Consider the following 24,862-nt stretch of genomic DNA (forward strand, 5'->3'; position numbering starts at 1 on the left):
TATGAATAAAAAACTAACAGATTACGTGATTGATCTGGTTGAAATTTTAAATAAACAGCAAAAACAAGTATTTTGGGGGATATTCGATATTCTGAGTATGGTGGTTTCCATCATCGTATCTTATATCTTGTTTTATGGCCTTATAAATCCTGCGCCTGTGGATTATGTAATCTACACTCTTTTAGCCTTCCTCCTCTATCAAATCATGATTGCATTTTGGGGGCTGAATGCTAGTATTAGTCGCTACAGTAAGATTACGGATTTCATGAAAATCTTTTTCGGAGTGATGCTCAGCAGTGTTCTTTCTTATGGAATCTGCTATGCCTTTCTTCCACTATTTTCTATCCGTTTCATCGTGCTCTTCATTTTGCTGAGCACCTTCCTCATCTTGCTTCCTCGTATCACTTGGCAGTTGATTTATTCCAAACGTAAAAAAGGTAGTGGAGATGGAGAGCATCGTCGGACCTTCTTGATTGGTGCTGGTGATGGTGGTGCCCTCTTTATGAACAGCTATCAACATCCAACTAGCGACCTTGAGCTAGTGGGGATTTTGGATAATGATGAAAAGAAAAAGGGACAAAAACTAGGTGGAATCCCAGTTTTGGGCTCTTATGATAATCTACCTGAATTGGCTAAACGTCACCAAATCGAGCGTGTCATCGTAGCGATCCCTTCGCTTGACCCTTCAGAGTACGAACGCATCTTGCAGATGTGTAATAAGCTAGGCGTCAAATGTTACAAGATGCCTAAGGTTGAGACAGTCGTTCAAGGACTCCATCAACCAGGTAGTGGTTTCCAAAAAATTGATATCACAGACCTTTTGGGCCGTCAGGAAATTCGTCTCGACGAATCGCGTCTAGGTACGGAGATTACAGGCAAGACCATCCTGGTGACAGGGGCAGGTGGTTCGATTGGTTCGGAGATTTGTCGTCAGGTTAGCCGTTTCAATCCCGAGCGTATCGTCTTGCTTGGACATGGTGAAAACTCAATCTATCTCGTTTATCATGAATTGATCCGTACATTCCAAGGAATTGATTATGTTCCTGTTATTGCAGATATTCAGGACTATGACCGTCTCTTGCAGGTGTTTGAGCAGTACAAACCAGCCATTGTTTATCATGCTGCAGCCCACAAACACGTTCCGATGATGGAACGCAATCCAAAAGAAGCCTTTAAGAACAATATCCTCGGTACCTACAATGTTGCCAAGGCTGTTGATGAAGCCAAAGTACCTAAGATGGTTATGATTTCGACTGACAAGGCGGTCAATCCACCGAATGTTATGGGTGCAACCAAGCGCGTGGCAGAATTGATTGTCACTGGCTTTAACCAACGCAGCAAATCAACCTACTGTGCAGTTCGTTTTGGGAATGTTCTCGGTAGTCGTGGTAGCGTGATTCCTGTCTTTGAACGTCAGATTGCTGAAGGCGGTCCTGTAACGGTGACAGACTTCCGTATGACACGTTACTTTATGACCATTCCAGAGGCTAGCCGTCTAGTAATCCATGCTGGCGCTTATGCCAAGGACGGAGAAGTCTTTATCCTCGATATGGGCAAACCAGTCAAGATCTATGACTTGGCTAAGAAAATGGTTCTTCTAAGCGGACACACTGAAAGTGAAATTCCAATCGTTGAGGTCGGTATCCGCCCAGGAGAAAAACTCTATGAAGAACTCTTGGTTTCGACCGAATTGGTTGATAACCAAGTCATGGACAAGATTTTCGTTGGTAAGGTTAACGTCATGCCTCTAGAAGCCATTGATCAAAAGATTGAAGAATTCCGTTCACTCAGCGGAGATGAGCTCAAAGAAGCCATCATTTCCTTTGCAAATGAGACAACCCATGCTGAGTAAGGGTGACTAATCAACTAATTATAAATAAAAGGCCAAGATTCTGTTTGTACAGGACCTTGGCCTTTTTACTCTGTAATTTCAAATCGTTGTATTATTTATAGTTGCTTAATGATATCGTCAATGGTATGGGCAATCCAGTCAGGCTGATAGCTGAGTAAATCAGCTTCTTCTCCAAATCCCCAAGTAACAGCAAACTTTTTAATACCAGTTTCTTGGGCTCCAATCATATCAAACTTGGTATCCCCAATGATGAGGACTTGGTCTGCAGGGAGTTGATGCGTTTGCAAGGAGTAACGGATGACATCCGCCTTGTGTGGCGTTTCAGGACTAGAACCGTAAATGCCATCAAAGAAATGATGGATTCCCAGATTTTTAGTCATATCATGAGCAGTAGGAGTATTCTTTGTTGTAGTGATGTAGAGAGGGTAGTTTTGTGAAAGTTCTTGGAGTAATTCCGTTATTTGGGGGAAGAGTTGCGCTTCGTGGATTCCTTTTTTCTTGTAGTAAGAACGATAGATTTGAACGGCTTCCGAGATTTGCTCCTTGGGAAGACATGTTGCAAAACTACTTTCAAGGGGCGGTCCCATAAAACCACGAATGGTTTTGGCATCAGGGCTTGGAACTCCTAGCTCTTTAAAGGTATGGGTAAAGGCATTGTGGATACCGAGGGAACTGTCAACTAGGGTTCCGTCTAGATCAAAAAAGATAGCTGAGATAGAGGGCATGATTTCTCCTAACAGATAAACTTATTCTCCGAAGATTTCTTTTTGTAGGCGACGACCAGTAGGTGTAGCGGCAAGTCCACCCTCAGCTGTTTCACGAAAGGCAGTTGGGAGGCTCGATCCGACTTGGTACATGGCATCGATGACTTCGTCAACAGGGATCTTAGACTCGATACCTGCCAAGGCCATGTCTGCTGCGATAAAGGCAAAGCTAGCTCCCATGGCATTTCGTTTGACACAGGGAACTTCAACCAAACCAGCGACGGGGTCGCAGATGAGGCCTAGCATATTTTTAATGACAAAGGCGATGGCTTGGCTAGCCTGATAGGGGCTTCCACCTGCAGCCAAGGTCAAGGCTGCGGCACTCATGGCAGAGGCAGAGCCAACTTCGGCCTGACAGCCACCTTCAGCGCCTGAGATAGAGGCATTGTTTGCGATGACTAGTCCAAAGGCACCAGCAGCAAAGAGGAAATCTAGCTGTTCTTCGTGGCTGAGGTCAAGTTTTTGGATAGCAGCAGTGAGAACGGCTGGCAGACAGCCGGCACTTCCTGCGGTTGGAGTAGCGCAGACCAAGCCCATCTTCGCATTGTGTTCATTGACCGCGATGGCATTACGGGCTGCTGATAGGATGGTAAAGTCCGACAAGGCTTTGCCACTTTTGAGATGGCGGTCTAGTTTGGCCGCGTCTCCGCCCGTTAGGCCACTACGGGATTTGTTTTCACTGAGACCGAGCTCGACAGAGGCTTTCATGACTTCTAGATTGCGTTCCATGAGGAGGAGAACTTCTGGGCGTTCCCGACCGGTTAGTTGATATTCTGTCGCAATCATGAGTTCTGCGACATTTCCTTGGAAGTCTAGATCCGCTTGCTCGACCAATTCTTTGATAGAATAAAACATGTTTCCTCCTACTTAAAGAAATTGACATTGTGGAGATGAGGGATTTTTCGGATTTCTTTAATCGCCTCTTCGCAACTTCGACTATCGACTTCGATAATCATGATGGCTTTTTCTCCAGCTTTTTCTCGAGTCACATTCATCTGCGCGATGTTGATATCGAAACGAGAGAGGGCTTCAGTGACATGGGCAATCATACCCGGAACATCCTGATGCACGATGATGATGGTCGGTGTGTTCATGTTGAGAGAAACAGCAAAGCCGTTAAGTTCCGTAACTTGGATATTTCCCCCACCGATGGAAATTCCTGTCACACTGATGGACTTGTGTTCATTTTTCACAGTAATTTTAGTGGTATTAGGATGAGGAGCGTTGCTATCTTTCTGAATGGTCCAGACAATCTTAATACCACGTTTATGGGCAATCTCTAGGCTATTTGGAATGTTGGGATCATCCGTATCCATACCTAAAATACCAGCGACGAGAGCAAGGTCAGTTCCATGACCACGGTAGGTTTTGGCAAATGAGTTAAATAATTGGAATTCTACCTCTGTCGGCGTATCGTCAAAGATGGAAGAGACGATTTTCCCGATACGAACAGCACCAGCAGTATGGCTACTTGATGGGCCAATCATGACTGGTCCGATAATATCAAAGACAGATTGAAAACGAAGTGAGTGCATCTGTTTCCCCTTACAAAGATTCTTATATCTATTATATCAAAGAATGGACCTCTGCGCTTATTTCCCTTATCAAAAGCTTAAAATGATTAAAGATAGTATAAAATAAGGTCTTTTGTGACAAAAACCTCCATAAAACGGTAAATATAAAACATTTTTGTAATATTTCTACATAAAACCGTTAAACAACGGTAACATTTAAAAGGTATCATAGATATATCCAATGGAAGGAGAATTTTTAGATATGTCATTAACAACTAAAAAAATTAAAACAACTATCGCAGGAGTAGCAGCTTTGCTTGCTTTCTTTGCTCCATCACTTGCATCTGCGCAAGAATCTGTAACTTACACAGTTAAATCAGGTGATACTCTTTCAGAAATCGCTGAGAAGTACAATACAACTGTTGAAAAATTGGCAGCAAAAAACAACATCAAAGATATTCACCTTATCTTTGTTGACCAAGTTTTGGTTATCGAAGGAACAGCTTCTACTGTAGCTCCAGCAGCAACAACGGAAGAAACAGCTCCAGTAGCTACAGAAACAGTTGAAGAAGCTCCAGCAGCAACAACAACTTATGAAGCCCCAGCTGCACCTGCAACTCCTGCAGCCCCAGCAGCAGAAAGCAACACTGCAGCAACTTCTACTGTAAGTGGTTCTGAAGCAGAAGCCAAAGAATGGATCGCTCAAAAAGAATCAGGTGGTAGCTACACTGCTACAAACGGACGTTACATCGGACGTTACCAATTGACAGATTCATACTTGAACGGTGACTACTCAGCTGAAAATCAAGAACGTGTAGCAGATGCCTACGTTGCAGAACGTTACGGTTCATGGACAGCTGCCAAGAACTTCTGGCTTAACAACGGTTGGTATTAAGAATACAAGAGTCCTTTAGGGCTCTTTTTTTGTTTCTCTATAACAAAAAGTGTAACGATCTTCTCAGCAATGCTCTATTTGTATAATTTCGACTAAATTCTTCAAATTGTTTTAAAACTCAAATAGTATAAATAAGCTTATTATATGTAAAAATATATCATATAATGAGTTTTTTCTTGATTTAAATGAAATAAAATACAGTTTTTTTCTTGACAAACGAAAATGAGAGGAGTATTATTTATACAATAATGGAGTATAAAAATAAAAGGAGGCTCTTCTATGAATAAAGTGAAGAAGGTGTTGATGACGATGTTTGGTTTGCTTATGTTTCCCTTATTGTTTGCTTGTAGTAACAGTCAGTCCCAAGGTGTTGAAGCCATTAAGGCTAAAGGAAAATTGGTGGTGGCCCTAAATCCAGAGTTTGCTCCATTTGAATATCAGAAATTGGTTGATGGGAAAAATCAGATTGTAGGTTCAGATGTTGAACTAGCCAAAGCCATCGCAAAGGAACTAGGTGTAGAAGTGGAATTCTCTCCAATGAGTTTTGACAATGTACTGGCTAGTCTTGATTCGGGCAAGGCCGATCTTGCCATATCAGGTGTTTCCAAAACGGAGGAGAGAAGTCAAGTTTACGATTTTTCGATTCCCTACTACACTTCGAAAAATAAGGTTATCGTAAGAAAATCTGAATTAACGAATTACCAATCTGTGAAGGATTTGGCTCAGAAAAAGGTTGGAGCGCAGAAAGGTTCTATCCAGGAAACTTTGGCCAAAGAAACCTTGCAGAATTCTTCTCTCGTTTCACTTCCTAAAAATGGAAATTTGATAACAGATTTGAAATCAGGGCAACTAGATGCGGTTATCTTTGAGGAACCAGTGGCGAAAGGATTTGTAGAGAATAATCCAGACCTAGCCATCGCTGAGTTTGATTTTGACAATGACAAGGAAGATTCCTACGCTGTTGCGATGAAAAAAGACAGTAAGGAATTGAAAGAAGCGGTTGACAAAACCATCCAGAAATTGAAGGATTCTGGGGAGTTGGACAAATTGATTGACGATGCTTTTAAAGCCTCTATCGAAAAATAGAAAGAAGGAAGAGAAATGAGTAAGGAAAAGGTCATTTTAGCCTATTCAGGTGGATTGGATACATCAGTTGCTATTACATGGTTAAAAAAAGACTATGATGTGATCGCTGTTTGTATGGATGTGGGGGAAGGAAAAGATTTGGAGTTCATCCACGATAAAGCTCTCAAGGTTGGGGCTGTAGAGTCTTATGTCATTGATGTTAAGGAAGAATTTGCTAATGACTATGTATTAGTGGCCCTTCAGGCACATGCCTACTACGAACAGAAGTATCCCTTGGTATCTGCTCTGAGTCGCCCTCTTATTTCAAAAAAACTCGTTGAAATAGCTCATCAGACGGGGGCAACCACAATTGCACATGGTTGTACAGGTAAGGGAAACGACCAAGTTCGGTTTGAAGTCTCTATTGCAGCTTTGGATCCCAATTTAAAAGTAGTTGCGCCTGTTCGTGAGTGGAAATGGTCTCGTGAAGAAGAAATCCAATATGCCAAAGAAAACGGTGTTCCAGTTCCTGCTGACCTTGACAATCCTTACTCTGTCGATCAAAATCTTTGGGGACGTGCAAATGAATGTGGTGTTTTGGAAAACCCTTGGAACCAAGCACCAGAAGAAGCATTTGGAATCACATCTTCGCCAGAAGAGGCACCAGACAGTCCAGAATTTATTGACATTGAGTTTAGCTGCGGGGTGCCCATCTCCCTCAATGGAGAAAAGATGAAAGTGGTGGCTTTGATTCAAAAGCTCAATGAAATTGCGGGCAAACACGGTGTTGGTCGTATTGACCATGTGGAAAATCGCCTAGTCGGTATTAAGTCAAGAGAGATTTATGAGTGCCCAGGTGCTGTGACTTTATTGGCAGCTCATAAGGAGATTGAAGACTTGACTCTTGTGAGAGAAGTGGCTCATTTCAAACCTATTATCGAAAATGAGTTGTCCAATCTCATCTATAATGCCTTGTGGTTTAGCCCAGCAACTCAGGCTTTGATTGCCTATATCAAGGAGACACAGAAAGTTGTCAATGGAACTGCAAAAGTTAAACTTTATAAGGGGAACGCTCAGGTAGTGGCTCGGAAATCTCCAAATTCTCTTTACGATGAAAATTTGGCGACTTATACCAGTGCGGATACTTTTGACCAAGATGCGGCTGTTGGATTTATCAAGCTTTGGGGGCTTCCGACTAAGGTTTATTCAGAAGTTCAGAAAAATGTTGAGTAGTGATGCGATAGAAAGGGACGACGGGATATGCCGAAAAATACAAAATTATGGGGTGGTCGATTTGAAGGCACTGTGGAAGATTGGGTAGAGCAGTTCGGTGCGAGTATTTCCTTTGATCATCAGCTGGCAAAATTTGATTTGATGGGTTCCCTAGCTCATGTTCAAATGCTAGGACAGACTGGCATTTTAAGCTTGGAAGAGGCAGAGCAGATCCAAGATGGTCTGCAAGCTTTGTTGCGAGATTTAGAGGCAGGGGAGCTTCATTTTGATATTGCAAATGAAGATATTCATATGAATATGGAAGTGTTGCTGACAGAAAAAATCGGTCCTCTGGCTGGGAAATTGCACACGGCTCGTTCTCGGAATGACCAAGTCGCAACGGATATGCACTTATATCTAAAGGAGCAGCTTGGCCATGTTTTGGATAAGTTGGCGAATCTGAACAGTGTTTTGCTGGATTTGGCTGAAAAACATGTGGAAACCATCATGCCAGGCTATACTCATTTGCAGCACGCCCAACCGATTAGCTTTGCCCACCATCTCATGGCTTATTACAATATGTTTCAAAGGGACAGCGAACGCTTTGCATTTAACATGAAACATACGGACCTATCTCCCCTGGGTGCGGCAGCCTTGGCGGGGACAACTTTTCCAATCAATCGTCAATTATCGAGTGATTTACTGGGCTTCCAACAACCCTATACCAATTCCTTGGACGCAGTGAGTGACCGTGATTTTATCTTAGAATTTCTGTCAAATGCCAGCATTTTGATGATGCATATGAGCCGTTTTTGTGAAGAAATCATCAATTGGTGCAGTTTTGAGTATCAGTACATTAGCTTGTCTGATAGCTTTTCAACGGGTTCGTCTATCATGCCCCAGAAGAAAAATCCTGATATGGCCGAATTGATTCGAGGGAAGACAGGACGGGTTTACGGGCACTTGCTTGGACTATTGACCGTCATGAAATCTTTGCCTCTGGCCTACAATAAGGATTTGCAAGAGGACAAGGAAGGCATGTTTGATACAGTAGAAACGATTTTGAATTCTCTGGATGTGCTGGCAGGTATGCTATCGAGCATGCAGGTTAATCAGGCCAAAATGCAGCAATCCACAGAGAATGATTTTTCGAATGCGACCGAACTGGCAGACTATTTGGCAGAAAAAGGTCTTCCCTTTAGAGAAGCGCATGAAATAGTGGGGAAATTGGTTCTAGACTCTATCAAGCATGGTAAAAACATCCAAGATTGGGATTTGGAGGAGTTGCAAGTCTACCATCCCTTGATTGAAGAGGATATTTATATCTACTTGCGCCCAGAAACCGCTGTTCAGAGACGGAATTCCTTAGGAGGAACCGGCTTTGAGCAAGTGAAATACCAGATAGAACAAGCGAAGAAAGAACTTAAAGGGGAAAATTGATTCGTTTGCAAAGGAAGAAAGAGAGGTTGAGGTGATTTATCAACCTCTTTCTTGTCTTCTCTAACCAAGCGTGTTATAATGAATACTGCTCAAGCGACCTTCAATCGTTGAAGCACACACGACCTTCAATCGTGAATAAACGAATAGATGGGAGACTTACCATGAGTGATAACTCTAAAACACGTGTTGTTGTAGGGATGAGTGGTGGTGTTGATTCGTCGGTGACGGCTCTCTTTCTCAAGGAGCAGGGCTACGATGTGATCGGTATCTTCATGAAGAACTGGGATGACACAGACGAAAACGGCGTCTGTACGGCGACCGAAGATTACAAGGATGTGGCTGCAGTGGCAGACCAGATCGGCATTCCTTACTACTCTGTCAATTTTGAAAAAGAGTACTGGGACCGCGTTTTTGAGTATTTCCTAGCGGAATACCGTGCAGGGCGCACGCCAAATCCAGACGTTATGTGTAACAAGGAAATCAAGTTCAAGGCCTTTTTGGATTATGCTATGACCTTGGGTGCAGACTATGTAGCGACTGGGCATTATGCTCGAGTGGCGCGTGATGAGGATGGCATCGTTCACATGCTTCGTGGCGTGGACAATGGCAAGGACCAGACCTATTTCCTCAGTCAACTTTCGCAAGAACAACTTCAAAAAACCATGTTCCCATTGGGACATTTGGAAAAGCCTGAAGTTCGCAGACTCGCAGAAGAAGCAGGACTTGCGACTGCTAAGAAGAAAGACTCGACAGGGATTTGCTTTATCGGAGAAAAGAACTTTAAAAACTTTCTCAGTAACTATCTGCCAGCTCAGCCTGGTCGCATGATGACTGTGGATGGTCGCGATATGGGTGAGCATGCCGGCCTTATGTACTATACGATTGGTCAGCGTGGCGGACTCGGTATCGGTGGCCAACACGGTGGTGACAATGCCCCTTGGTTCGTTGTCGGAAAAGACCTGAGCAAGAATATCCTCTATGTCGGCCAAGGTTTCTACCATGATTCGCTTATGTCAACCAGCCTAGAAGCCAGTCAAGTTCATTTTACTCGTGAGATGCCAGAGGAATTTACGCTAGAATGTACGGCTAAATTCCGCTACCGTCAGCCTGATTCTAAGGTGACAGTACATGTCAAAGGAGATAAGGCAGAGGTCATCTTTGCGGAACCGCAACGCGCCATCACACCAGGACAGGCAGTTGTCTTTTACGATGGCGATGAGTGTCTCGGTGGCGGTTTGATTGACAATGCCTACCGCGATGGACAGGTTTGTCAGTACATTTAAGATTTTCTAAGAGGAAAGAGAATGTTTCAGTTTTTTAAGAAAAAAACGGCTAAAAAAGAGCAAACAATGAGCCTCTCTGACTATAAGAAAGAGTATTTGAGAGAGAAAACGACAGAGTCAATTGAAGCCTTGTTCAAGGAATTGAAACAAGCTAAAGTCTGGGTCCCCTTCAATCCGAATCTTCTGGATGAGAGTGATGAACAAGAAGGGGTACGACTAAAACCGGATATTCTGCGAAAGGGAGACGACTACTTCTATCCTTGTTTCTTAACTGAACAAGATATTCCCAGGGACTATTATGACCGTTTTTCCTGGTTGCAATTACCTCTTACGGACTGTTTATCTGTTGCGGAAGAGATAGGGGAGTTTCCGGTGAGAGGGATTGTTCTGGATGCCTTCTCTGACCCAGTCGAGATTGACAAAGGAGCTTTTGAAGCGATTCGCCAATTATAGTACATTTAGATTGACAAATTTTCTCAATTTGCTACAATAATAAAAGCAATAGAAATGATGGTCAAAGCTCATGGATGTTGCAGGCTTTTTTGTCCTGCACTTCTTTGGAGTTTTGACTGTTTTTGTGTCGTTTAAGGGAAAGGACAAAAATGACTCAACAAGACTTTCGGACAACAGTGGGAGACACGGTCTTTGGTGTTCGGGCGGCAGCCTTGATTCTCCAAAATGGCAAGCTCCTAGTTACTAAAGACAAGGGTAAATATTACACTATCGGCGGTGCGATTCAAGTCAATGAAAGCACGGAAGACGCGGTAGTCCGTGAAGTGAAGGAAGAACTAGGTGTCAAAGCTCAAGCTGGGCAGCTAGCTTTCGTGGTTGAAAATCGTTTTGAACAGGACGGTGTTTCCTATCACAACATCGAGTTTCATTACCTGGTGAATTTGCTTGAAGAAGCTCCATTGACCATGCAGGAAGATGTGAAAAGGCAACCTTGTGAGTGGATTGATTTGGATCAGCTCCAGAATATCCAGCTAGTTCCAGCCTTTTTAAAAACAGCCCTACCAGAATGGAACGGCCAACTAAAACACATTCATCTTGAGGAATAGGAGAGAAAATGATGGTTAAGCTTATTGCCCATGTACTTGTTCATAGTGGTGGTGATTATTTGCTCATTCAGCGTTCGGAAATTAAAAGAGGAGAACCCAACGTTTATCCAACTTACTGGGATATTCCTGGTGGCGGGGTTGAAAAGGGTGAACTTCCGCGAGATGGTGCTCTTAGAGAATGCATTGAAGAAGCGGGAGTTAGGCTAGATAGCAGTTCGCTCAAACTTCTTCACGAAGATAGTCAACTGGATACCTCTAAGGATACGGTTTTTACTCGCTTAGTTTATAAAGCAGAGTGGATTGGGGAGAAGCCAATTATCAGATTAGATCCTGAAGAGCATACACACTTTAAATGGGTTACTATGGATCAAGCTCTAGAGGAGGAGAAGTTAGTTCCTTATTTGCGAGAAATTTTTGAAAGGTTAAGAAATGACTTATAATTTTACGGAAGAATACGATATTATTGTAATCGGTGCGGGACACGCTGGGGTCGAGGCATCTCTAGCTGCTAGCCGTATGGGCTGCAAGGTCTTGCTTGCGACCATCAACATTGAAATGCTGGCTTTCATGCCTTGTAATCCTTCTATCGGTGGCTCTGCCAAGGGGATTGTCGTGCGTGAAGTGGATGCCCTTGGTGGTGAAATGGCTAAAACCATTGACAAGACCTACATCCAGATGAAGATGCTCAACACTGGGAAAGGTCCAGCTGTCCGTGCCCTTCGTGCGCAGGCTGACAAGGAGCTTTACTCTAAGGAGATGCGCAAGACAGTTGAAAATCAAGAGAATCTCACCCTTCGTCAAACCATGATTGATGAGATTTTGGTGGAAGATGGTAAGGTTGTCGGTGTGCGTACAGCTACCCATCAAGAATATGCTGCTAAGGCTGTTATCGTGACGACAGGGACTGCACTCCGTGGGGAAATCATCATCGGAGACCTCAAGTATTCGTCAGGTCCTAACCACAGTCTGGCTTCGATTAACCTTGCTGACAATCTCAAGGAACTGGGACTCGAAATTGGTCGTTTCAAGACAGGAACGCCTCCACGTGTCAAGGCTTCCTCTATCAATTACGATGTGACAGAGATTCAGCCAGGAGATGAAGCGCCAAATCACTTCTCCTACACTTCACGTGATGAGGACTATGTCAAGGACCAGGTGCCATGCTGGTTGACCTACACCAACGGTACCAGTCATGAGATTATCCAAAACAACCTCCACCGTGCGCCTATGTTCACAGGTGTGGTCAAGGGAGTTGGGCCTCGTTACTGTCCATCGATTGAGGACAAGATTGTACGCTTTGCGGACAAGGAACGCCACCAACTCTTCCTAGAGCCAGAAGGGCGCAATACAGAGGAAGTTTATGTCCAAGGACTTTCAACCAGTCTGCCTGAGGATGTCCAACGTGACTTGGTTCATTCCATCAAAGGTTTGGAAAATGCTGAGATGATGCGAACTGGTTATGCCATTGAGTATGACATGGTCTTGCCTCATCAGTTGCGTGCGACACTAGAAACCAAGAAAATCTCAGGACTTTTCACAGCTGGTCAGACAAATGGTACATCTGGTTACGAAGAAGCTGCTGGCCAAGGGATTATCGCGGGTATTAATGCGGCTCTGAAAATCCAAGGCAAGCCTGAATTGATTTTGAAGCGCAGTGACGGTTATATCGGGGTCATGATTGACGACTTGGTAACTAAGGGAACCATTGAACCTTACCGTCTCTTGACCAGTCGTGCAGAATACCGTCTCATCCTCCGTCATGACAATGCCGATATGCGTTTGACAGAGATGGGGCGCGAGATTGGCCTTGTGGACGATGAACGCTGGGCCCGCTTTGAAATCAAGAAAAATCAACTTGACAATGAGATGAAGCGCCTAGACAGTATCAAACTCAAGCCAGTCAAAGAAACCAATGCTAAGGTTGAGGAGATGGGCTTCAAACCATTGACTGATGCGGTGACAGCAAAGGAATTCCTTCGTCGCCCAGAAGTGTCTTACCAAGATGTGGTGACCTTTATCGGACCTGCTGCAGAGGACTTGGATGACAAGATTATCGAATTGATTGAAACAGAAATCAAGTACGAAGGCTACATTTCCAAAGCCATGGATCAGGTTGCCAAGATGAAACGCATGGAAGAAAAACGCATTCCAGCCAATATCGACTGGGATGATATTGACTCGATTGCGACAGAAGCCCGTCAGAAGTTCAAACTCATCAATCCAGAAACCATCGGCCAAGCTAGCCGTATTTCGGGAGTAAATCCAGCAGATATTTCTATTTTGATGGTGTATCTGGAAGGTAAAAATCGTAGTATTTCTAAAAATCAAGAAAAAAAAGCATAGAGAAAAACAGCTCCGAAGACGGGGCTGTTTTTTTTGACTTGTATTCAATGAAAATCAAAGAGTATTATTCTTCATCTGGTGTGAGGATCATAGGGATGATAATCGGTTCACGTTCTGTATTTTCATAGAGGAAGGGGCGAATGGCGTTGACAATGGCACCATTGACAGATTGCACGCTAGCATCTTTGTTCTTCAGCGCGATACGAATTGCATTGAAGAGGATGCGCTGGCTTTGGCGAATCAAGTCTCCAGATTCTCTCATGTAGACAAAGCCTCGGCTGAGGATATCAGGCCCAGACAAGATCATTTTAGACTTGAAGTCAACAGTTGCGACTGCTAGAACGACACCATCTTCAGATAGATCTCTACGGTCTTTGAGGACAGCAGCGCCGATTTCACCGATACGATTTCCATCGACATAGATATCTTGGGCATTGAAGTGACCTGCGATACGAGCTGAGTTAGCAGTAAGGGCAAGCACATCACCATTGCTCATGATAAAGATATTGTCCTTCTCGACACCCGTATCCACCGCTAGTCCAGCATGGACTTTCTGCATACGGTATTCACCGTGGACAGGCATGAAGTATTTGGGCTTGATCAAATGGAGCATGAGTTTTTGCTCTTGCTGACCACCGTGTCCAGAGGTGTGGATATTGTTAATCTTACCGTGGATGACTTCGACACCAGCTTCAGAAATGATGTTAATCAACTTGTTGACGCTAGTAGTATTTCCAGGGATTGGGCTTGAAGAGAAGATAACGGTATCGCCGGGTTGGAGTTGCACTTGACGGTGGGTTCCGTTAGCGATACGAGAGAGGGCTGCCATTGGCTCGCCTTGACTACCTGTACAGAGGATCAGAACCTCGCCTGCAGGGTAGTCTTTGATTTCATTTGGCTCGATAAAGGTTCCCTTAGGAGCTTTGATGTAGCCAAGCTCGATCCCGTTGACAATGGCCTTTTCCATCGAACGTCCAAAGACCGCAATCTTGCGTCCAGTCTTAACAGCGGCATCCGTTGCTTGCTGGAGACGGAAGATATTTGAGGCAAAGGATGCAAAGATGATACGTCCTTCGATGCCTTGTATGATCTTCATGATGGACTGACCAACGACTTTTTCAGAGTTGGTAAAGGTCGGTACTTCCGCATTTGTCGAGTCAGAGAGGAGACAGAGAACGCCTTCTTCACCAAGGGCTGCCATCCGGTGCAAGTCTGCAGGTTCCCCAACTGGAGTAAAGTCAAACTTGAAGTCACCTGTACAGACGATTTTTCCTTGAGGGGTATGAATAACAATCCCCAAAGGCTCTGGAATAGAGTGGGTGGTTCTAAAGAAAGTTGCCTTGAGATTTTTAAAGGTCAACTCTGTGTTGTGGTTGATTTCGTAAAGTTTGGCGTTGCGCAAGAGACCGTGTTCTTCGAGTTTTCCACGGATCAAAGCTAAGGCAAGTGGTCCAGCGTAGATAGGGACATTTGCTTGCTTGAGCAGGAATGGAATCCCACCGATGTGGTCCTCGTGTCCGTGTGTGATCAAGACAGCCTTGACGCGGTCGATATTGTCCACGATGTAAGAGTAATCAGGAATGACATAGTCGATACCCAGCAAGTCATCTTCTGGGAATTTAATCCCAGCATCGACGATAATAATCTCGTCTTGGTATTCAATTCCGTATGTGTTTTTTCCGATTTCTCCCAGACCACCGATGGCAAAAACGCCGACTTCTTCAGGTTTAAGAGTGTAGGCCATATTAGAACTCCGTAATCTCGAAAGCGCCAGTTTCTTTTTCGTAATCTAGCAATTTGTCAGACAAGAGTTCGATGAATTCGATGTTGTACTCTGGGCGGTTTTCTTCGACAAGTTGGCGAGCAGCGATACGGCCCTCAAGTTCTGAGCTGGCATCGATGTCTAGGTAAAGTGAGCGTGTTGTTTCACGACGTGGGCTACGTTCTTTTGTTTCTTGATAAAAAACTTTGTAAATCATATAGTTCCTTTCTATTTACAGGTCAGCTTATTCCAAACTTTTAGCAGAGATTTGCTTAATTTCATTCCATTTTGTGTCTAGATTGACCTTGATTCGTTACAATTATTTCAATTATACCACAAAATGAAAAATTAGTAAAAGACGGAAATGGAGAAAGTCAGGAGGGGAAGAAGGAGTAAAAAGATAGGTAGGATTTGGTCGGAGAGCGCTTAGGTGTTATAATTAAAGGGGGAAACTAAAGAGATAGTAGATTTAAGGAAGAATATAGTTCTAGTTTCATTAATCGTTGGAGTGGATGGTTGGGACAGAATGATATCTTTGAAAAAAGAAGAAGCTCTTGAGAAATCTCGAGAGCAAACAAAAAGGCTGAGATAAAATTAAGGGATCTTTCTGAGCAAGCTCAAGGGGCAGCACCTCTACCTGAAGCGAATGCATCGCAACCTTTGAAAGACTTGTCACCAAGTCAGACCAAATCTCAACCTTACCCTATTTTATCATCTACTCAGCTAAGAAGTCAATCTATAAGTATAACGATGTAGACATAGCATGGAGTGGAGTGCTTACTAAAAGGTAAAGACAAGCACTTAATTTAAGAGTAAGCAAAAAGAGAGGACCAATGGTAGTCAGGGGTCTTTACAGCTCAAAGCTGAGGGCAGTCCCACACCCGTACCAGAAGTTGGTACCTTTGAACGCTCTGTCACCAGTCGCCCTATGTTATCCTCTCGATATTTATACTTTACTATAACTTACTGAGGGAATCAACTTTAAAAGCATCAAAAAGCTCCTGACCGAAGTCAAGAGCAGTCAAACACTGGGGGCGAATTGTTCAATCGCAATTTCAGTTCTTTAGAAACCAAAGTTTCAGGGATAGCACTGCAACCCGAAGAGTCAACGACTCAACCTGATTTTCCTACCAGTGTTGAATTACATTTTAACATTGATAGAACAACATTGTCAACAGTTTATATAAAAATAGGAATACCAAAAGGAGGATTAAGAATGTTTAGTTTGTTTGAATTTGCAGTAGGGGTTCGCCTCTTAATTTTTGTAGTCTTTGTAGCTTGTGTCTATGGGGGGAATGCCCTGTTTGTTCATCTGGAACACCGCAAAATAAAGTTCCTTTGGAAGCTTGCTTTTGTGACGCTCTATTCAATTTTTCTCCTCCTGGTCACCTATGTTGTCTGGCTTGTTTTCTACTTTGGTTTAAATGCTTAAAGTCAATTATTCCTCTAGATATACAGAAAATCCATCCCGTCTTGATAGATGGGATGGACTTTTTTTATTTTTAGGTGCTATCTTTATTGTTATGACGATGATTTCTAACATCGAAAATCGAGTTAAAGCATATATGACTTATTTACATTTCTTACGAAGAACCTTTCAATTTCCTTGTTCACTTTTCCATTCAAAAAAAACTACAACTTTTTTTAATTTTTTTGCAGAATTGCCTGTCTAAGTGGCAGGCCCTTTTGTTTCAAAATAAAGAAAATTCCCATGCGCTGGCTTTTGTAGTATAATAGTAAACAGACAAAAAGATAGGAATGTGTTATGAAAGTATTAGCTTTTGATACGTCCAGCAAGGCTCTTTCTCTCGCTATTTTAGAGGACAAGCAGGTTCTTGCCGAGACGACGATTAATATTAAGAAGAATCACAGTATTACCCTCATGCCAGCCATCGATTTTTTGATGGCCAGTTTGGATTGGACACCCAAGGATTTGGATCGAATCGTGGTGGCGGAAGGACCAGGTAGTTATACTGGCTTACGAATCGCGGTAGCAACTGCCAAGACCTTGGCTCATACCCTAAACATTGAGTTAGTTGGCATGTCTAGCCTCTTGGCTCTGGTTCCACGCCAACAAGAAGGCTTACTTGTTCCCTTGATGGATGCGCGTCGCAACAATGTTTATGCAGGATTTTATGAAAATGCCAAACCTGTCATGCCAGAAGCACACTTGTCCTTTGCGGAAGTGCTAGAAAAAGTCACGGATGCTGAACAGGTGACCTTTGTCGGAGAAGTTGGCCCCTTTGTGGAGCAGATCCAAGAACAGCTACCACAAGCTAGCTACCAAGAAAGCTTACCTAATGCAGCTAATCTAGCTTTGTGGGCTTGGGACAAGAAAGCAGACTCCTTGCACGACTTTGTACCAAATTACCTCAAACGTGTTGAAGCTGAGGAAAACTGGCTCAAGAACCATACCGAGTCTGGCGAGCCTTACATTAAACGCCTATGATAGAGATCAAGCGAATTCAAAGACAGCCTGACCTGGCTCAAGCTATTTACGCTGTCATGGAAGCTGTTTACCCAGTCAGTCCTTGGACACTGGAACAAATCCAAGCAGACCTGTCCCAAGACCAAACTTGGTACGCTCTAGCTTATGATGGGGCAGAAGTGATTGGCTTTCTAGCTGTTCAGGAGAATCTCTTTGAGGCAGAAGTCTTACAAATCGCTGTCAAAAAAGCCTATCAGGGTCAGGGAATTGCGTCATCCTTGTTTGCTCAATTGCCGACAGATAAGGAGATTTTCCTCGAAGTCAGAAAGTCAAACCAACGAGCGCAAGCATTTTACAAGAAAGAAAAGATGGCGATCATCGCTGAGCGAAAGGCCTACTACCATGATCCAGTCGAGGACGCCATCATCATGAAGAGAGAAATAGATGAAGGATAGATATATTTTAGCATTTGAGACATCCTGTGATGAGACCAGTGTCGCCGTCTTGAAAAACGACGATGAGCTCTTGTCCAATGTCATTGCGAGTCAAATTGAGAGTCACAAACGTTTTGGGGGCGTAGTGCCAGAAGTAGCCAGTCGTCACCATGTCGAAGTCATTACAGCTTGCATCGAGGAAGCACTGGCAGAAGCAGGAATTACCGAAGAGGATGTAACAGCCGTTGCCGTTACTTATGGACCAGGCTTGGTCGGAGCACTGCTAGTTGGTTTGTCAGCTGCCAAGGCCTTTGCTTGGGCTCATGGGCTTCCGCTGATCCCCGTGAATCACATGGCTGGTCACCTCATGGCGGCTCAGAGCGTTGAGCCTTTGGAGTTCCCCTTGTTAGCACTTTTAGTAAGTGGTGGACACACAGAGTTGGTCTATGTTTCCGAGGCTGGGGATTACAAGATTGTTGGGGAAACCCGTGATGATGCGGTTGGTGAGGCCTATGATAAGGTCGGCCGTGTCATGGGCTTGACCTATCCAGCAGGTCGCGAAATTGATGAGCTAGCTCATCAGGGGCAGGATCTTTATGATTTCCCTCGTGCCATGATTAAGGAGGACAATCTAGAGTTTTCATTCTCAGGGTTGAAGTCTGCCTTTATCAATCTTCACCACAATGCCGAGCAAAAGGGAGAGAGCTTGTCCAAGGAAGACCTGTCAGCATCTTTCCAAGCAGCAGTCATGGATATTCTTATGGCCAAAACCAAGAAGGCTTTGGAAAAATATCCTGTTAAAACCCTAGTCGTGGCCGGTGGCGTGGCAGCTAATAAAGGGCTCAGAGAACGCCTAGCAACTGAAATCACAGATGTCAAGGTCATCATCCCACCCCTGCGCCTTTGTGGAGACAATGCAGGTATGATTGCCTATGCTAGCGTCAGCGAGTGGAATAAAGAAAACTTTGCAAGCTTAGACCTCAATGCCAAACCAAGTCTCGCTTTTGATACCATAGAATAAAGAGTCAGTTTGAGGCTGGTTTTTTGCTAAAATATTTTAGGTAACTATATATCAGTTTACACTAGACACAATATATAGTGCTTACAAGAATATCAAAAAGGCGACTTCCAAGCGGAAATCGTCTTTTTCATGCTTATTTCAAAAATTCATACTCAAATAGGAATGGCACAATTTCAGAATTATAATATTCTTTTACCATTGTTTTCAATGTATTCAAGTGTCCGTTTAATTCGGGATAGTTATAGATTGTTTTATCATTTTCATCTTTTTCAGATGTGTTAAGCTCATCAATAATCTGATAAACTGAATACGTTAATTTAGAATCATAATTTTCCGTCTTCTTAGCTTCTGTTAGGACTTTTTCCCATTGTTCAAATAAAGCAGTCTCTTTAGAACCTTGTTTCAATTTTGCTAAGTTAACTGTTGCTAGCGTATCTCCATTAGTGTTATCCAATGACAACTCATTTCGGTAGAATCGTCCATCAGAACCATATAAACTTCTCATGTGATTTTGCGTTTCAAGTGTTGTGAATAGAAGAATTTTCAATAAGTCTTGTTCAATCTTGTTACTTGATACAGCTTTATTGAAACGTTCAACGCCATCGGCAGATTTCATAATATTAGCACGCTGTGTCCAGTGACGATTATAAGTAATGTAGCGACTGGCGGCAAACATTGGGAGCTTTTCTAGGAAATTGTCTTTTCTTAATGGGAAATACCCTGCACCATTATATAGACTAGCAACTAGTAAAGAAGAAGCCAAGTCAGGATTGTCAAAATTCACTCCAGAAGCTCGCAAATAGCCAATTAGATTGTTATTTATAATTGTCTGAGAAGTAATTTTATTCGTGCCTATTAATTTTGCTCCATTTAACCCCAATACAAAATCAGACAATTTATCGTCACTAAATTTCCGTTTGTCGTAATACACATTACTATATTTCTTATAAATACGATTGATGGTTAAATCTTCTTCTTGTAAGATTTCGTTATTGACTATATTGAATGCTTCAAGAGTAATATTATTTAATTCTTCATCTACATTTGACCAAAGAATACAAGAAACTAACGCATCAATTTTAGTGTGAAAATGTTTTCGATTAAAAGCAAATCCTCTTTCAAACTTTTTATCGATGAGATGAATTTCTTTCCAATATTTGATTGGGCTATAAATAATGTAACTGTCAGTAGGCTGACGAAGATAATATTTGAAACCACTCCAAATAAAGATATTTCCCATCTCATTTACACCCATTCCCTTGACTTCTTGTTTCATCTGTTTCATTAAATAACTTTGTTTCCATTGTGATGATGATGAAGTCTTTTTTGCTTTTTGATGCTCTATACTGCGTGTATCTGCGTAGGGTGGATTTTCATACAAAATAATTGTTACTTTTGGATCGTTGATATAGTGTTGAATAATTTCATTATTGATATATTCCTCGCTAAGAGCATCTGCTCCTCGAACTAACCCCATATTAAAAGTATCTTCTTTTTCAGTTGGTGGAATGATATGACGGACTTTATCTCCAAGCAATTCCAGCAGAACTTTATATTCATAATATTCTATAGTTGAAAGAACACAGTGACTTAATTCCTCGTCGCTCATCAATTTCTCAAGGTTTCCAGTTCCGGCACATCTATCCAAAATAATATAATCATTTCCTTCTGGAACACGTTTAATAGCTTGTCGGACTAGCTCCAATGACTTTTGAACATAAAGTTCAGGAGTGTAGAAAGCTCCTAAATTTTTCTTTTGCAAAGTATCATTGAGTTTATCCATCAAATATTGAAATTGAACATTAGTTTCACCGATATAAGGATTGATAAACTCTTTTAGTTTCTCAGGTTTCCGAATTTCACCAATAATTTTAACTTTACCAGTATGATCACCAATAAAATCAGACTTTTTAGCTCCTTTGTTTTCACGATAAAAACGTTCTGCCCAACCAACAATACAGTTTTCATCAATGTTAATTTTTGTATATTGCTTTGAACGTAGTAAATTAATAAGACGACTTTCGTGTAGTTGATTTTGACCGTATTCTAAAACTTCAAGAGGAGTACCAGCAGAAAAACCAGAGGTTTTTACACTTGCACCACCAAAATATACTTTTTCGATATGTGTTAAATAGTCCTGACTATCAAAAACATAGATTTTTTTATTCGTTAGCGACACAAGCAGAATGTTTTTGGGGATTTCTTTTCCTTTGATTCTCCGAGCAGATAGATATTTGATGGCTTGGAATAGAACAGTGTTAATATCATTTATAACAACTTTAAATTCGATCAGATTTCCATTTACAATACCATCTGTATAATCCGTTAAAATATCATCTATTTTCAAAGTTTTATCAACTAGAGGTAGATAATCTTGATAAAACTTGAGTTGTCCATCAACTTCGTTTGAGAAATGGTTAGGCATATTGTAGCTCTCCATTTCTCTCTAAAGATAACTCAGAAAACTCAACATAAAAAGCCTTCTCACAAAAATGTGAAAATGCCTGTTTTAATGCTTGACAAAAAACACGTCCGATTACATAATCAGCGTGAGCTGTGAGCTGTGAGCTGTGAGCTGTGAGCTGTGAGCTGTGAGCTGTGATTGCGTTCATAATACTTAATTTCCTTTATTTTTGTTACTTCTATTATATCAAAATTTTGAAATCCTGCGAAGAATTTAGACATTATTAAAAGACGATTTCCGTTTGTAAGCCGCCTTTTTGATATTCTCGTAAGCACTATATCTTGTGTCTAGTGTAAACTGGTATATAGTTCCAATATTTTATAATATGTTAAAAAAGGAAAAGTATTTACGAATGGAATAGTAAAGAGGGTTTTGGACAGGAGTTTGGTCATGATTGAAAAGATGGCATTGGGAGAATTTTACAAGGAATTGCGATTGACTAGAAAACTCAAGCAGTCAGATGTAGCTTGTGATGGACTGACAGCATCTCAGCTATCCAAGTTTGAGTTAGGGCAGTTTTCGTGTTATACTGTCTTTGTTTCATAGTATAGGAGAAAATAGAATGAAAAAGATAATCTCTGTACTGCACCCCAAAAGTTAGATTTTTCTGTCTAACTTTTGGGGTGCAGTACAGTTTCAGTCTTTTTTATTTTGACTATCTGTTACTAGTTTTTGCTCAATTCCTTGTTACCTTAAATGAAAAAGTAATTTTAGAATCTAACCACGAAATCCGACTCTATTAAAGTTTGTCAATCATAGAGTTTTTTAGTATAGTAGAAATATGAAATTTACAAAAATAATCAGTGGTTTGCTTGCTCTTGGAGTGATAATCTTATTTATAAAATCTTACCAAAATTTTAAAAATTTGGAATTTCCTAGTACGCAGTTAGTCATGTTTAAATCGCTTTCGTTTTATATGTCTGTAGAATCTTTTGAAAATACATTTGTCGCAGCTGACAAAGTCGTGGAAGAGGAGGAAATGGCCTATCGTGATACTTGGCGTGCAGAAGACCCGTATTTCTATAAAACAGGTCGCCTTTTCTACTATTACGAAAATATGAGATGGGAAGGCTATACTATCCGCGCAGATTTTACGTTTTCAAAATGGCATACCTTGGAAGAAGCGAGGGCTTCTTTTCCTGTTGCTTCAAAAATGGAACAGAAAGAACTACTTGGCAAACTATCGCAGGCTATAAAAACAGAAATTGAATCTTTACCGGACTATCAGTCTATGACAGTTGAAATGGTAGGACTAGATCAAGATTCTTATCAATATAAAGTCAAATTACAAGGGCAAACGGAGGATCTCTGGGTCGAGGTTTATTCGACAGAACTTGGATATCATGAAAAGCCTGAAGATAAGGAGTATGGGGTTGGGATTAGTCAATATCGGAGGCATGCATCGTAATCCTTTCCTTCTATACCATAGAATAAAGAGTCAGTTAATTGTTGACTCTTTTATCTTGGACAAATCCTAGCCTTTTTTTGTATAGTAGAAATATGAAATTTACAAAAATAATCAGTGGTTTGCTTGTTATTGGAACTTTACTCATGCTTTTATTAGCTTGCCAGAATATCAAAAAGACACAACTAGTCTTGTTTGAATCTCTTTCATTCGGCATGTCTCCTAAATCTTTTGAAGAAGTATTGGGAAAGGCTAGCGAAGTGGTGGAAGAAGAGGAAATAGCCTATCGCGATACTTGGCGTGCAGAAGACCCTTATTTCTATAAAACAGGCCGCCTTTTCTATGATTATGAAAATATTTCTTTGAAGGGCTATACTGGTCGAGCAACTTTTACATTTTCAAAGTCGCATCGCTTGGAAACAGTAGCGGCTTATTTTCCTCTTGCCTCAAAAGCTGAGCAGAAAGCATTGCTCAATAACTTATCCCAGACTGTAAAAAAAGAACTTGAAGCTCTTCCAGATTACCAGTCCATGACCACTGATACAGTAGGTCTCTATGATGACGGTTATCGCTATAAAGTCAAGTTGAAGGGACAACAGTGGGAACTCTGGGTCGATGTCTATCCAACAGAAAATAAATATGTTACAGACACAGAAATCGATAAGTATACTATCCGAGTGGATCAATTTCTCATGTATCCATGATGCTTCCTCTTCAGCACTTTTTGCTGGCAATAGGTTTCGAATCCAAAACTTTTTTCTCTTCTTTGAATATGTTATAATAGTCCGTGCTGTAGCTGTGATGACAAACAGCCTCAATTGGAGAGAATATGAGGAGAAGGATGAAAGAAAAAGGATTTTGGGAAGGTGCACAGGCGGCCATGCCGACTGCCCTTGGCTATGTCAGCATTGGCCTGGCTTGTGGGATTATTGGCGCGCCCTATGTGACACCTGTTGAGATGGGCTTGATGAGCCTCTTTGTTTATGCTGGGAGCGCCCAGTTTGCCATGTTGGCACTGATTGCGGTACAAGCGCCTGTAGCAGCTATTGCTATGACGGTCTTTTTGATCAACTTGCGACTCTTTTTGCTGAGCTTGCATGCATCGACCTATTTCCGTCATACTAGTCTCTGGCAAAATATCGGCATGTCTAGTCTCCTGACAGATGAGACCTACGGGGTTTTGATGGGAGAATTAGCCCATACAGACAAGGTCCATCCTATGTGGATGCATGGGAACAATCTCAATAGTTATGTAGCCTGGTTTATTGGGACAGTTGCGGGGACAGCTTTAGGTGGGCTTCTTCCAAATCCTGAGGTCTTTGGCTTAGACTTTGCCCTTGTTGGGATGTTTATCGGGATTTTTACCTCGCAATTTCAGATTATGCAAAGACGGGTTCCTGTACGAAATCTGCTGCGGATCCTAGCCGTGGTTGCGGTGTCCTTCTTTTTGCTCTTGACAGTGGTGTCTCAGTCGCTAGCTGTTTTGTTTGCGACCTTGCTAGGTTGTACCATGGGGGTGGTCTTAGATGGTCAGTAAATATCTTTTGTTAGCCGTTATCTTTTCAGGTCTAGTGACTTGGATTCCCCGTATGATTCCCTTCATCTTGGTCAAGTACAAGGGTTTGCCAGCTATCGTCGAGCGTTTTTTGAAGTTCTTGCCTGTTTCCATTATCTTTGCCTTGATCCTTTCAAGCGTAGTGACCGGAAAGGTTGGGAGCCTTCCTCAGATCAAATGGCTGGACTTTTTAGCAGTCTTTCCAACAGCTTGGGTAGCCTTTCGCTACCGCAATCTAGTGGGTACGGTTCTTTTTGGAGTAGTCTTGATTGCAGTCTTGCGTCTGGTCTTTTAGTCAGCCATAAAAAAAACCTATCACCGAGATAGATATCATATAATGGCGAAAAAAAATATTTTCTGTTAAGAT

At 42.1% G+C, this 24,862-nt stretch carries 25 protein-coding genes and 1 pseudogene; 19 read left to right on the top strand and 7 right to left on the bottom strand.

Annotation, left to right across the window (positions count from 1 at the left end; genetic code table 11):
* The first annotated feature begins 1 nt into the window (after position 1).
* A complete protein-coding gene (locus tag AXF18_RS03940) occupies positions 2–1,852 on the top strand; it encodes a nucleoside-diphosphate sugar epimerase/dehydratase (RefSeq protein WP_001035723.1) in 1,851 nt (616 codons plus the stop codon).
* Between the two features lie 95 nt (positions 1,853–1,947).
* Here AXF18_RS03940 and AXF18_RS03945 read toward each other — a convergent pair whose 3' ends face one another.
* From AXF18_RS03945 to sdaAB, 3 genes are read right to left on the bottom strand one after another with little or no spacing between them, the layout of a single operon-like run.
* Positions 1,948–2,577 (bottom strand): HAD hydrolase-like protein, encoded by a 630-nt coding sequence (locus AXF18_RS03945; RefSeq protein ID WP_065371499.1) that lies wholly within the window; start codon positions 2,575–2,577, stop codon positions 1,948–1,950.
* Between the two features lie 21 nt (positions 2,578–2,598).
* Entirely contained in the window at positions 2,599–3,471 is an 873-nt protein-coding gene (sdaAA, locus tag AXF18_RS03950) for an L-serine ammonia-lyase, iron-sulfur-dependent, subunit alpha (RefSeq protein WP_000500029.1), read from the bottom strand.
* 8 nt (positions 3,472–3,479) lie between these two features.
* Positions 3,480–4,151 carry an L-serine ammonia-lyase, iron-sulfur-dependent subunit beta gene (gene sdaAB, locus AXF18_RS03955; RefSeq protein ID WP_065371500.1) on the bottom strand — a complete coding sequence of 224 codons (672 nt, stop codon included), beginning with the start codon at positions 4,149–4,151 and terminating at the stop codon, positions 3,480–3,482.
* A gap of 241 nt (positions 4,152–4,392) precedes the next feature.
* Here sdaAB and AXF18_RS03960 point away from each other — a divergent pair, with 241 nt between their 5' ends.
* From AXF18_RS03960 to mnmG, 9 genes are all read left to right on the top strand, one after another.
* Positions 4,393–5,025, top strand: a complete 633-nt coding sequence (locus AXF18_RS03960) for a LysM domain-containing protein (RefSeq protein WP_065371501.1) — start codon at positions 4,393–4,395, stop codon at positions 5,023–5,025.
* Positions 5,026–5,304: 279 nt separating this feature from the next.
* Positions 5,305–6,111 carry an ABC transporter substrate-binding protein gene (locus tag AXF18_RS03965; RefSeq protein WP_065371502.1) on the top strand — a complete coding sequence of 269 codons (807 nt, stop codon included), beginning with the start codon at positions 5,305–5,307 and terminating at the stop codon, positions 6,109–6,111.
* Between the two features lie 15 nt (positions 6,112–6,126).
* Complete coding sequence (locus tag AXF18_RS03970) at positions 6,127–7,323, top strand: argininosuccinate synthase (protein ID WP_049550178.1); 1,197 nt, start codon at positions 6,127–6,129, stop codon at positions 7,321–7,323.
* A gap of 27 nt (positions 7,324–7,350) precedes the next feature.
* The gene (gene argH, locus AXF18_RS03975; RefSeq protein WP_049550179.1) at positions 7,351–8,742 is read left to right on the top strand and encodes an argininosuccinate lyase; all 1,392 of its coding nucleotides are present in this window, start codon (positions 7,351–7,353) and stop codon (positions 8,740–8,742) included.
* Positions 8,743–8,903: 161 nt separating this feature from the next.
* Positions 8,904–10,025, top strand: coding sequence for a tRNA 2-thiouridine(34) synthase MnmA (mnmA, locus tag AXF18_RS03980; RefSeq protein WP_049478958.1), 1,122 nt, complete (start codon positions 8,904–8,906; stop codon positions 10,023–10,025).
* Between the two features lie 21 nt (positions 10,026–10,046).
* On the top strand, positions 10,047–10,478 hold the full coding sequence (locus tag AXF18_RS03985; protein ID WP_000485110.1) for an SseB family protein: 432 nt from the start codon (positions 10,047–10,049) through the stop codon (positions 10,476–10,478).
* Positions 10,479–10,627: 149 nt separating this feature from the next.
* Positions 10,628–11,083, top strand: coding sequence for an NUDIX hydrolase (locus AXF18_RS03990; RefSeq protein WP_000193660.1), 456 nt, complete (start codon positions 10,628–10,630; stop codon positions 11,081–11,083).
* Between the two features lie 8 nt (positions 11,084–11,091).
* Complete coding sequence (locus AXF18_RS03995; RefSeq protein ID WP_000989470.1) at positions 11,092–11,523, top strand: NUDIX hydrolase; 432 nt, start codon at positions 11,092–11,094, stop codon at positions 11,521–11,523.
* Positions 11,513–13,426, top strand: coding sequence for a tRNA uridine-5-carboxymethylaminomethyl(34) synthesis enzyme MnmG (gene mnmG / locus AXF18_RS04000; RefSeq protein WP_065371503.1), 1,914 nt, complete (start codon positions 11,513–11,515; stop codon positions 13,424–13,426). Before AXF18_RS03995 ends, mnmG begins: the two co-directional genes overlap by 11 nt.
* Positions 13,427–13,490: 64 nt before the next feature.
* Here mnmG and AXF18_RS04005 read toward each other — a convergent pair whose 3' ends face one another.
* Positions 13,491–15,170, bottom strand: a complete 1,680-nt coding sequence (locus AXF18_RS04005; RefSeq protein ID WP_065371504.1) for a ribonuclease J — start codon at positions 15,168–15,170, stop codon at positions 13,491–13,493.
* A gap of 1 nt (position 15,171) precedes the next feature.
* Complete coding sequence (locus AXF18_RS04010; protein ID WP_000639585.1) at positions 15,172–15,405, bottom strand: DNA-dependent RNA polymerase subunit epsilon; 234 nt, start codon at positions 15,403–15,405, stop codon at positions 15,172–15,174.
* Between the two features lie 999 nt (positions 15,406–16,404).
* Between AXF18_RS04010 and AXF18_RS04015 the strand changes: the two genes are divergently transcribed.
* The 4 genes from AXF18_RS04015 (at position 16,405) to tsaD (ending at position 19,071) form a co-directional block, all read left to right on the top strand.
* Positions 16,405–16,620, top strand: coding sequence for a hypothetical protein (locus AXF18_RS04015; protein ID WP_065371505.1), 216 nt, complete (start codon positions 16,405–16,407; stop codon positions 16,618–16,620).
* A gap of 333 nt (positions 16,621–16,953) precedes the next feature.
* A complete protein-coding gene (gene tsaB, locus AXF18_RS04020) occupies positions 16,954–17,637 on the top strand; it encodes a tRNA (adenosine(37)-N6)-threonylcarbamoyltransferase complex dimerization subunit type 1 TsaB (protein ID WP_065371506.1) in 684 nt (227 codons plus the stop codon).
* Positions 17,634–18,071 (top strand): ribosomal protein S18-alanine N-acetyltransferase, encoded by a 438-nt coding sequence (gene rimI / locus AXF18_RS04025; protein WP_065371507.1) that lies wholly within the window; start codon positions 17,634–17,636, stop codon positions 18,069–18,071. The genes tsaB and rimI overlap by 4 nt, the downstream gene beginning before the upstream one ends.
* Entirely contained in the window at positions 18,061–19,071 is a 1,011-nt protein-coding gene (gene tsaD / locus AXF18_RS04030) for a tRNA (adenosine(37)-N6)-threonylcarbamoyltransferase complex transferase subunit TsaD (protein ID WP_065371508.1), read from the top strand. The genes rimI and tsaD overlap by 11 nt, the downstream gene beginning before the upstream one ends.
* Before the next feature lie 133 nt (positions 19,072–19,204).
* Here tsaD and AXF18_RS04035 read toward each other — a convergent pair whose 3' ends face one another.
* Together AXF18_RS04035 and AXF18_RS04040 are read right to left on the bottom strand one after the other, a co-directional pair.
* Positions 19,205–21,496 carry a hypothetical protein gene (locus AXF18_RS04035; protein ID WP_044021518.1) on the bottom strand — a complete coding sequence of 764 codons (2,292 nt, stop codon included), beginning with the start codon at positions 21,494–21,496 and terminating at the stop codon, positions 19,205–19,207.
* Positions 21,489–21,683, bottom strand: coding sequence for a hypothetical protein (locus AXF18_RS04040; RefSeq protein WP_065371509.1), 195 nt, complete (start codon positions 21,681–21,683; stop codon positions 21,489–21,491). The genes AXF18_RS04035 and AXF18_RS04040 overlap by 8 nt, the downstream gene beginning before the upstream one ends.
* Before the next feature lie 242 nt (positions 21,684–21,925).
* Here AXF18_RS04040 and AXF18_RS09945 point away from each other — a divergent pair.
* The 5 genes and pseudogenes from AXF18_RS09945 to AXF18_RS04060 form a co-directional block, all read left to right on the top strand.
* A pseudogene (locus AXF18_RS09945) lies at positions 21,926–22,051 on the top strand (MutR family transcriptional regulator); the annotation flags it as partial.
* A 265-nt stretch (positions 22,052–22,316) separates the two neighbouring features.
* On the top strand, positions 22,317–22,943 hold the full coding sequence (locus AXF18_RS04045) for a hypothetical protein (RefSeq protein ID WP_065371510.1): 627 nt from the start codon (positions 22,317–22,319) through the stop codon (positions 22,941–22,943).
* Between the two features lie 92 nt (positions 22,944–23,035).
* Complete coding sequence (locus AXF18_RS04050) at positions 23,036–23,644, top strand: hypothetical protein (protein ID WP_065371941.1); 609 nt, start codon at positions 23,036–23,038, stop codon at positions 23,642–23,644.
* Between the two features lie 137 nt (positions 23,645–23,781).
* Positions 23,782–24,477, top strand: coding sequence for an AzlC family ABC transporter permease (locus AXF18_RS04055; protein ID WP_000659740.1), 696 nt, complete (start codon positions 23,782–23,784; stop codon positions 24,475–24,477).
* The gene (locus tag AXF18_RS04060; protein WP_000253936.1) at positions 24,467–24,790 is read left to right on the top strand and encodes an AzlD domain-containing protein; all 324 of its coding nucleotides are present in this window, start codon (positions 24,467–24,469) and stop codon (positions 24,788–24,790) included. Before AXF18_RS04055 ends, AXF18_RS04060 begins: the two co-directional genes overlap by 11 nt.
* The last annotated feature ends 72 nt before the right edge of the window (positions 24,791–24,862 follow it).

Source organism: Streptococcus sp. oral taxon 064, from assembly GCF_001683375.1.
Taxonomy (GTDB): Bacteria; Bacillota; Bacilli; order Lactobacillales; family Streptococcaceae; genus Streptococcus; species Streptococcus oralis_S.

What these genes read in the sequence shown, in the direction of transcription:
- AXF18_RS03940 (WP_001035723.1), top strand. Translation starts at nt 2, where the DNA reads ATGAATAAAAAACTAACAGATTACGTGATTGATCTGGTTGAAATTTTA.
- AXF18_RS04015 (WP_065371505.1), top strand. Translation starts at nt 16,405, where the DNA reads ATGTTTAGTTTGTTTGAATTTGCAGTAGGGGTTCGCCTCTTAATTTTT.
- tsaD (WP_065371508.1), top strand. Translation starts at nt 18,061, where the DNA reads ATGAAGGATAGATATATTTTAGCATTTGAGACATCCTGTGATGAGACC.
- AXF18_RS04035 (WP_044021518.1), bottom strand. Translation starts at nt 21,496, where the DNA reads ATGCCTAACCATTTCTCAAACGAAGTTGATGGACAACTCAAGTTTTAT.
- sdaAB (WP_065371500.1), bottom strand. Translation starts at nt 4,151, where the DNA reads ATGCACTCACTTCGTTTTCAATCTGTCTTTGATATTATCGGACCAGTC.
- AXF18_RS03995 (WP_000989470.1), top strand. Translation starts at nt 11,092, where the DNA reads ATGATGGTTAAGCTTATTGCCCATGTACTTGTTCATAGTGGTGGTGAT.
- AXF18_RS04060 (WP_000253936.1), top strand. Translation starts at nt 24,467, where the DNA reads ATGGTCAGTAAATATCTTTTGTTAGCCGTTATCTTTTCAGGTCTAGTG.
- AXF18_RS04050 (WP_065371941.1), top strand. Translation starts at nt 23,036, where the DNA reads ATGAAATTTACAAAAATAATCAGTGGTTTGCTTGTTATTGGAACTTTA.
- AXF18_RS03960 (WP_065371501.1), top strand. Translation starts at nt 4,393, where the DNA reads ATGTCATTAACAACTAAAAAAATTAAAACAACTATCGCAGGAGTAGCA.
- rimI (WP_065371507.1), top strand. Translation starts at nt 17,634, where the DNA reads ATGATAGAGATCAAGCGAATTCAAAGACAGCCTGACCTGGCTCAAGCT.
- tsaB (WP_065371506.1), top strand. Translation starts at nt 16,954, where the DNA reads ATGAAAGTATTAGCTTTTGATACGTCCAGCAAGGCTCTTTCTCTCGCT.
- AXF18_RS04055 (WP_000659740.1), top strand. Translation starts at nt 23,782, where the DNA reads ATGAAAGAAAAAGGATTTTGGGAAGGTGCACAGGCGGCCATGCCGACT.
- sdaAA (WP_000500029.1), bottom strand. Translation starts at nt 3,471, where the DNA reads ATGTTTTATTCTATCAAAGAATTGGTCGAGCAAGCGGATCTAGACTTC.
- AXF18_RS04040 (WP_065371509.1), bottom strand. Translation starts at nt 21,683, where the DNA reads ATGAACGCAATCACAGCTCACAGCTCACAGCTCACAGCTCACAGCTCA.
- AXF18_RS03965 (WP_065371502.1), top strand. Translation starts at nt 5,305, where the DNA reads ATGAATAAAGTGAAGAAGGTGTTGATGACGATGTTTGGTTTGCTTATG.
- AXF18_RS03970 (WP_049550178.1), top strand. Translation starts at nt 6,127, where the DNA reads ATGAGTAAGGAAAAGGTCATTTTAGCCTATTCAGGTGGATTGGATACA.
- mnmA (WP_049478958.1), top strand. Translation starts at nt 8,904, where the DNA reads ATGAGTGATAACTCTAAAACACGTGTTGTTGTAGGGATGAGTGGTGGT.
- AXF18_RS03990 (WP_000193660.1), top strand. Translation starts at nt 10,628, where the DNA reads ATGACTCAACAAGACTTTCGGACAACAGTGGGAGACACGGTCTTTGGT.
- AXF18_RS04005 (WP_065371504.1), bottom strand. Translation starts at nt 15,170, where the DNA reads ATGGCCTACACTCTTAAACCTGAAGAAGTCGGCGTTTTTGCCATCGGT.
- AXF18_RS04010 (WP_000639585.1), bottom strand. Translation starts at nt 15,405, where the DNA reads ATGATTTACAAAGTTTTTTATCAAGAAACAAAAGAACGTAGCCCACGT.
- mnmG (WP_065371503.1), top strand. Translation starts at nt 11,513, where the DNA reads ATGACTTATAATTTTACGGAAGAATACGATATTATTGTAATCGGTGCG.
- AXF18_RS03945 (WP_065371499.1), bottom strand. Translation starts at nt 2,577, where the DNA reads ATGCCCTCTATCTCAGCTATCTTTTTTGATCTAGACGGAACCCTAGTT.
- argH (WP_049550179.1), top strand. Translation starts at nt 7,351, where the DNA reads ATGCCGAAAAATACAAAATTATGGGGTGGTCGATTTGAAGGCACTGTG.
- AXF18_RS03985 (WP_000485110.1), top strand. Translation starts at nt 10,047, where the DNA reads ATGTTTCAGTTTTTTAAGAAAAAAACGGCTAAAAAAGAGCAAACAATG.
- AXF18_RS04045 (WP_065371510.1), top strand. Translation starts at nt 22,317, where the DNA reads ATGAAATTTACAAAAATAATCAGTGGTTTGCTTGCTCTTGGAGTGATA.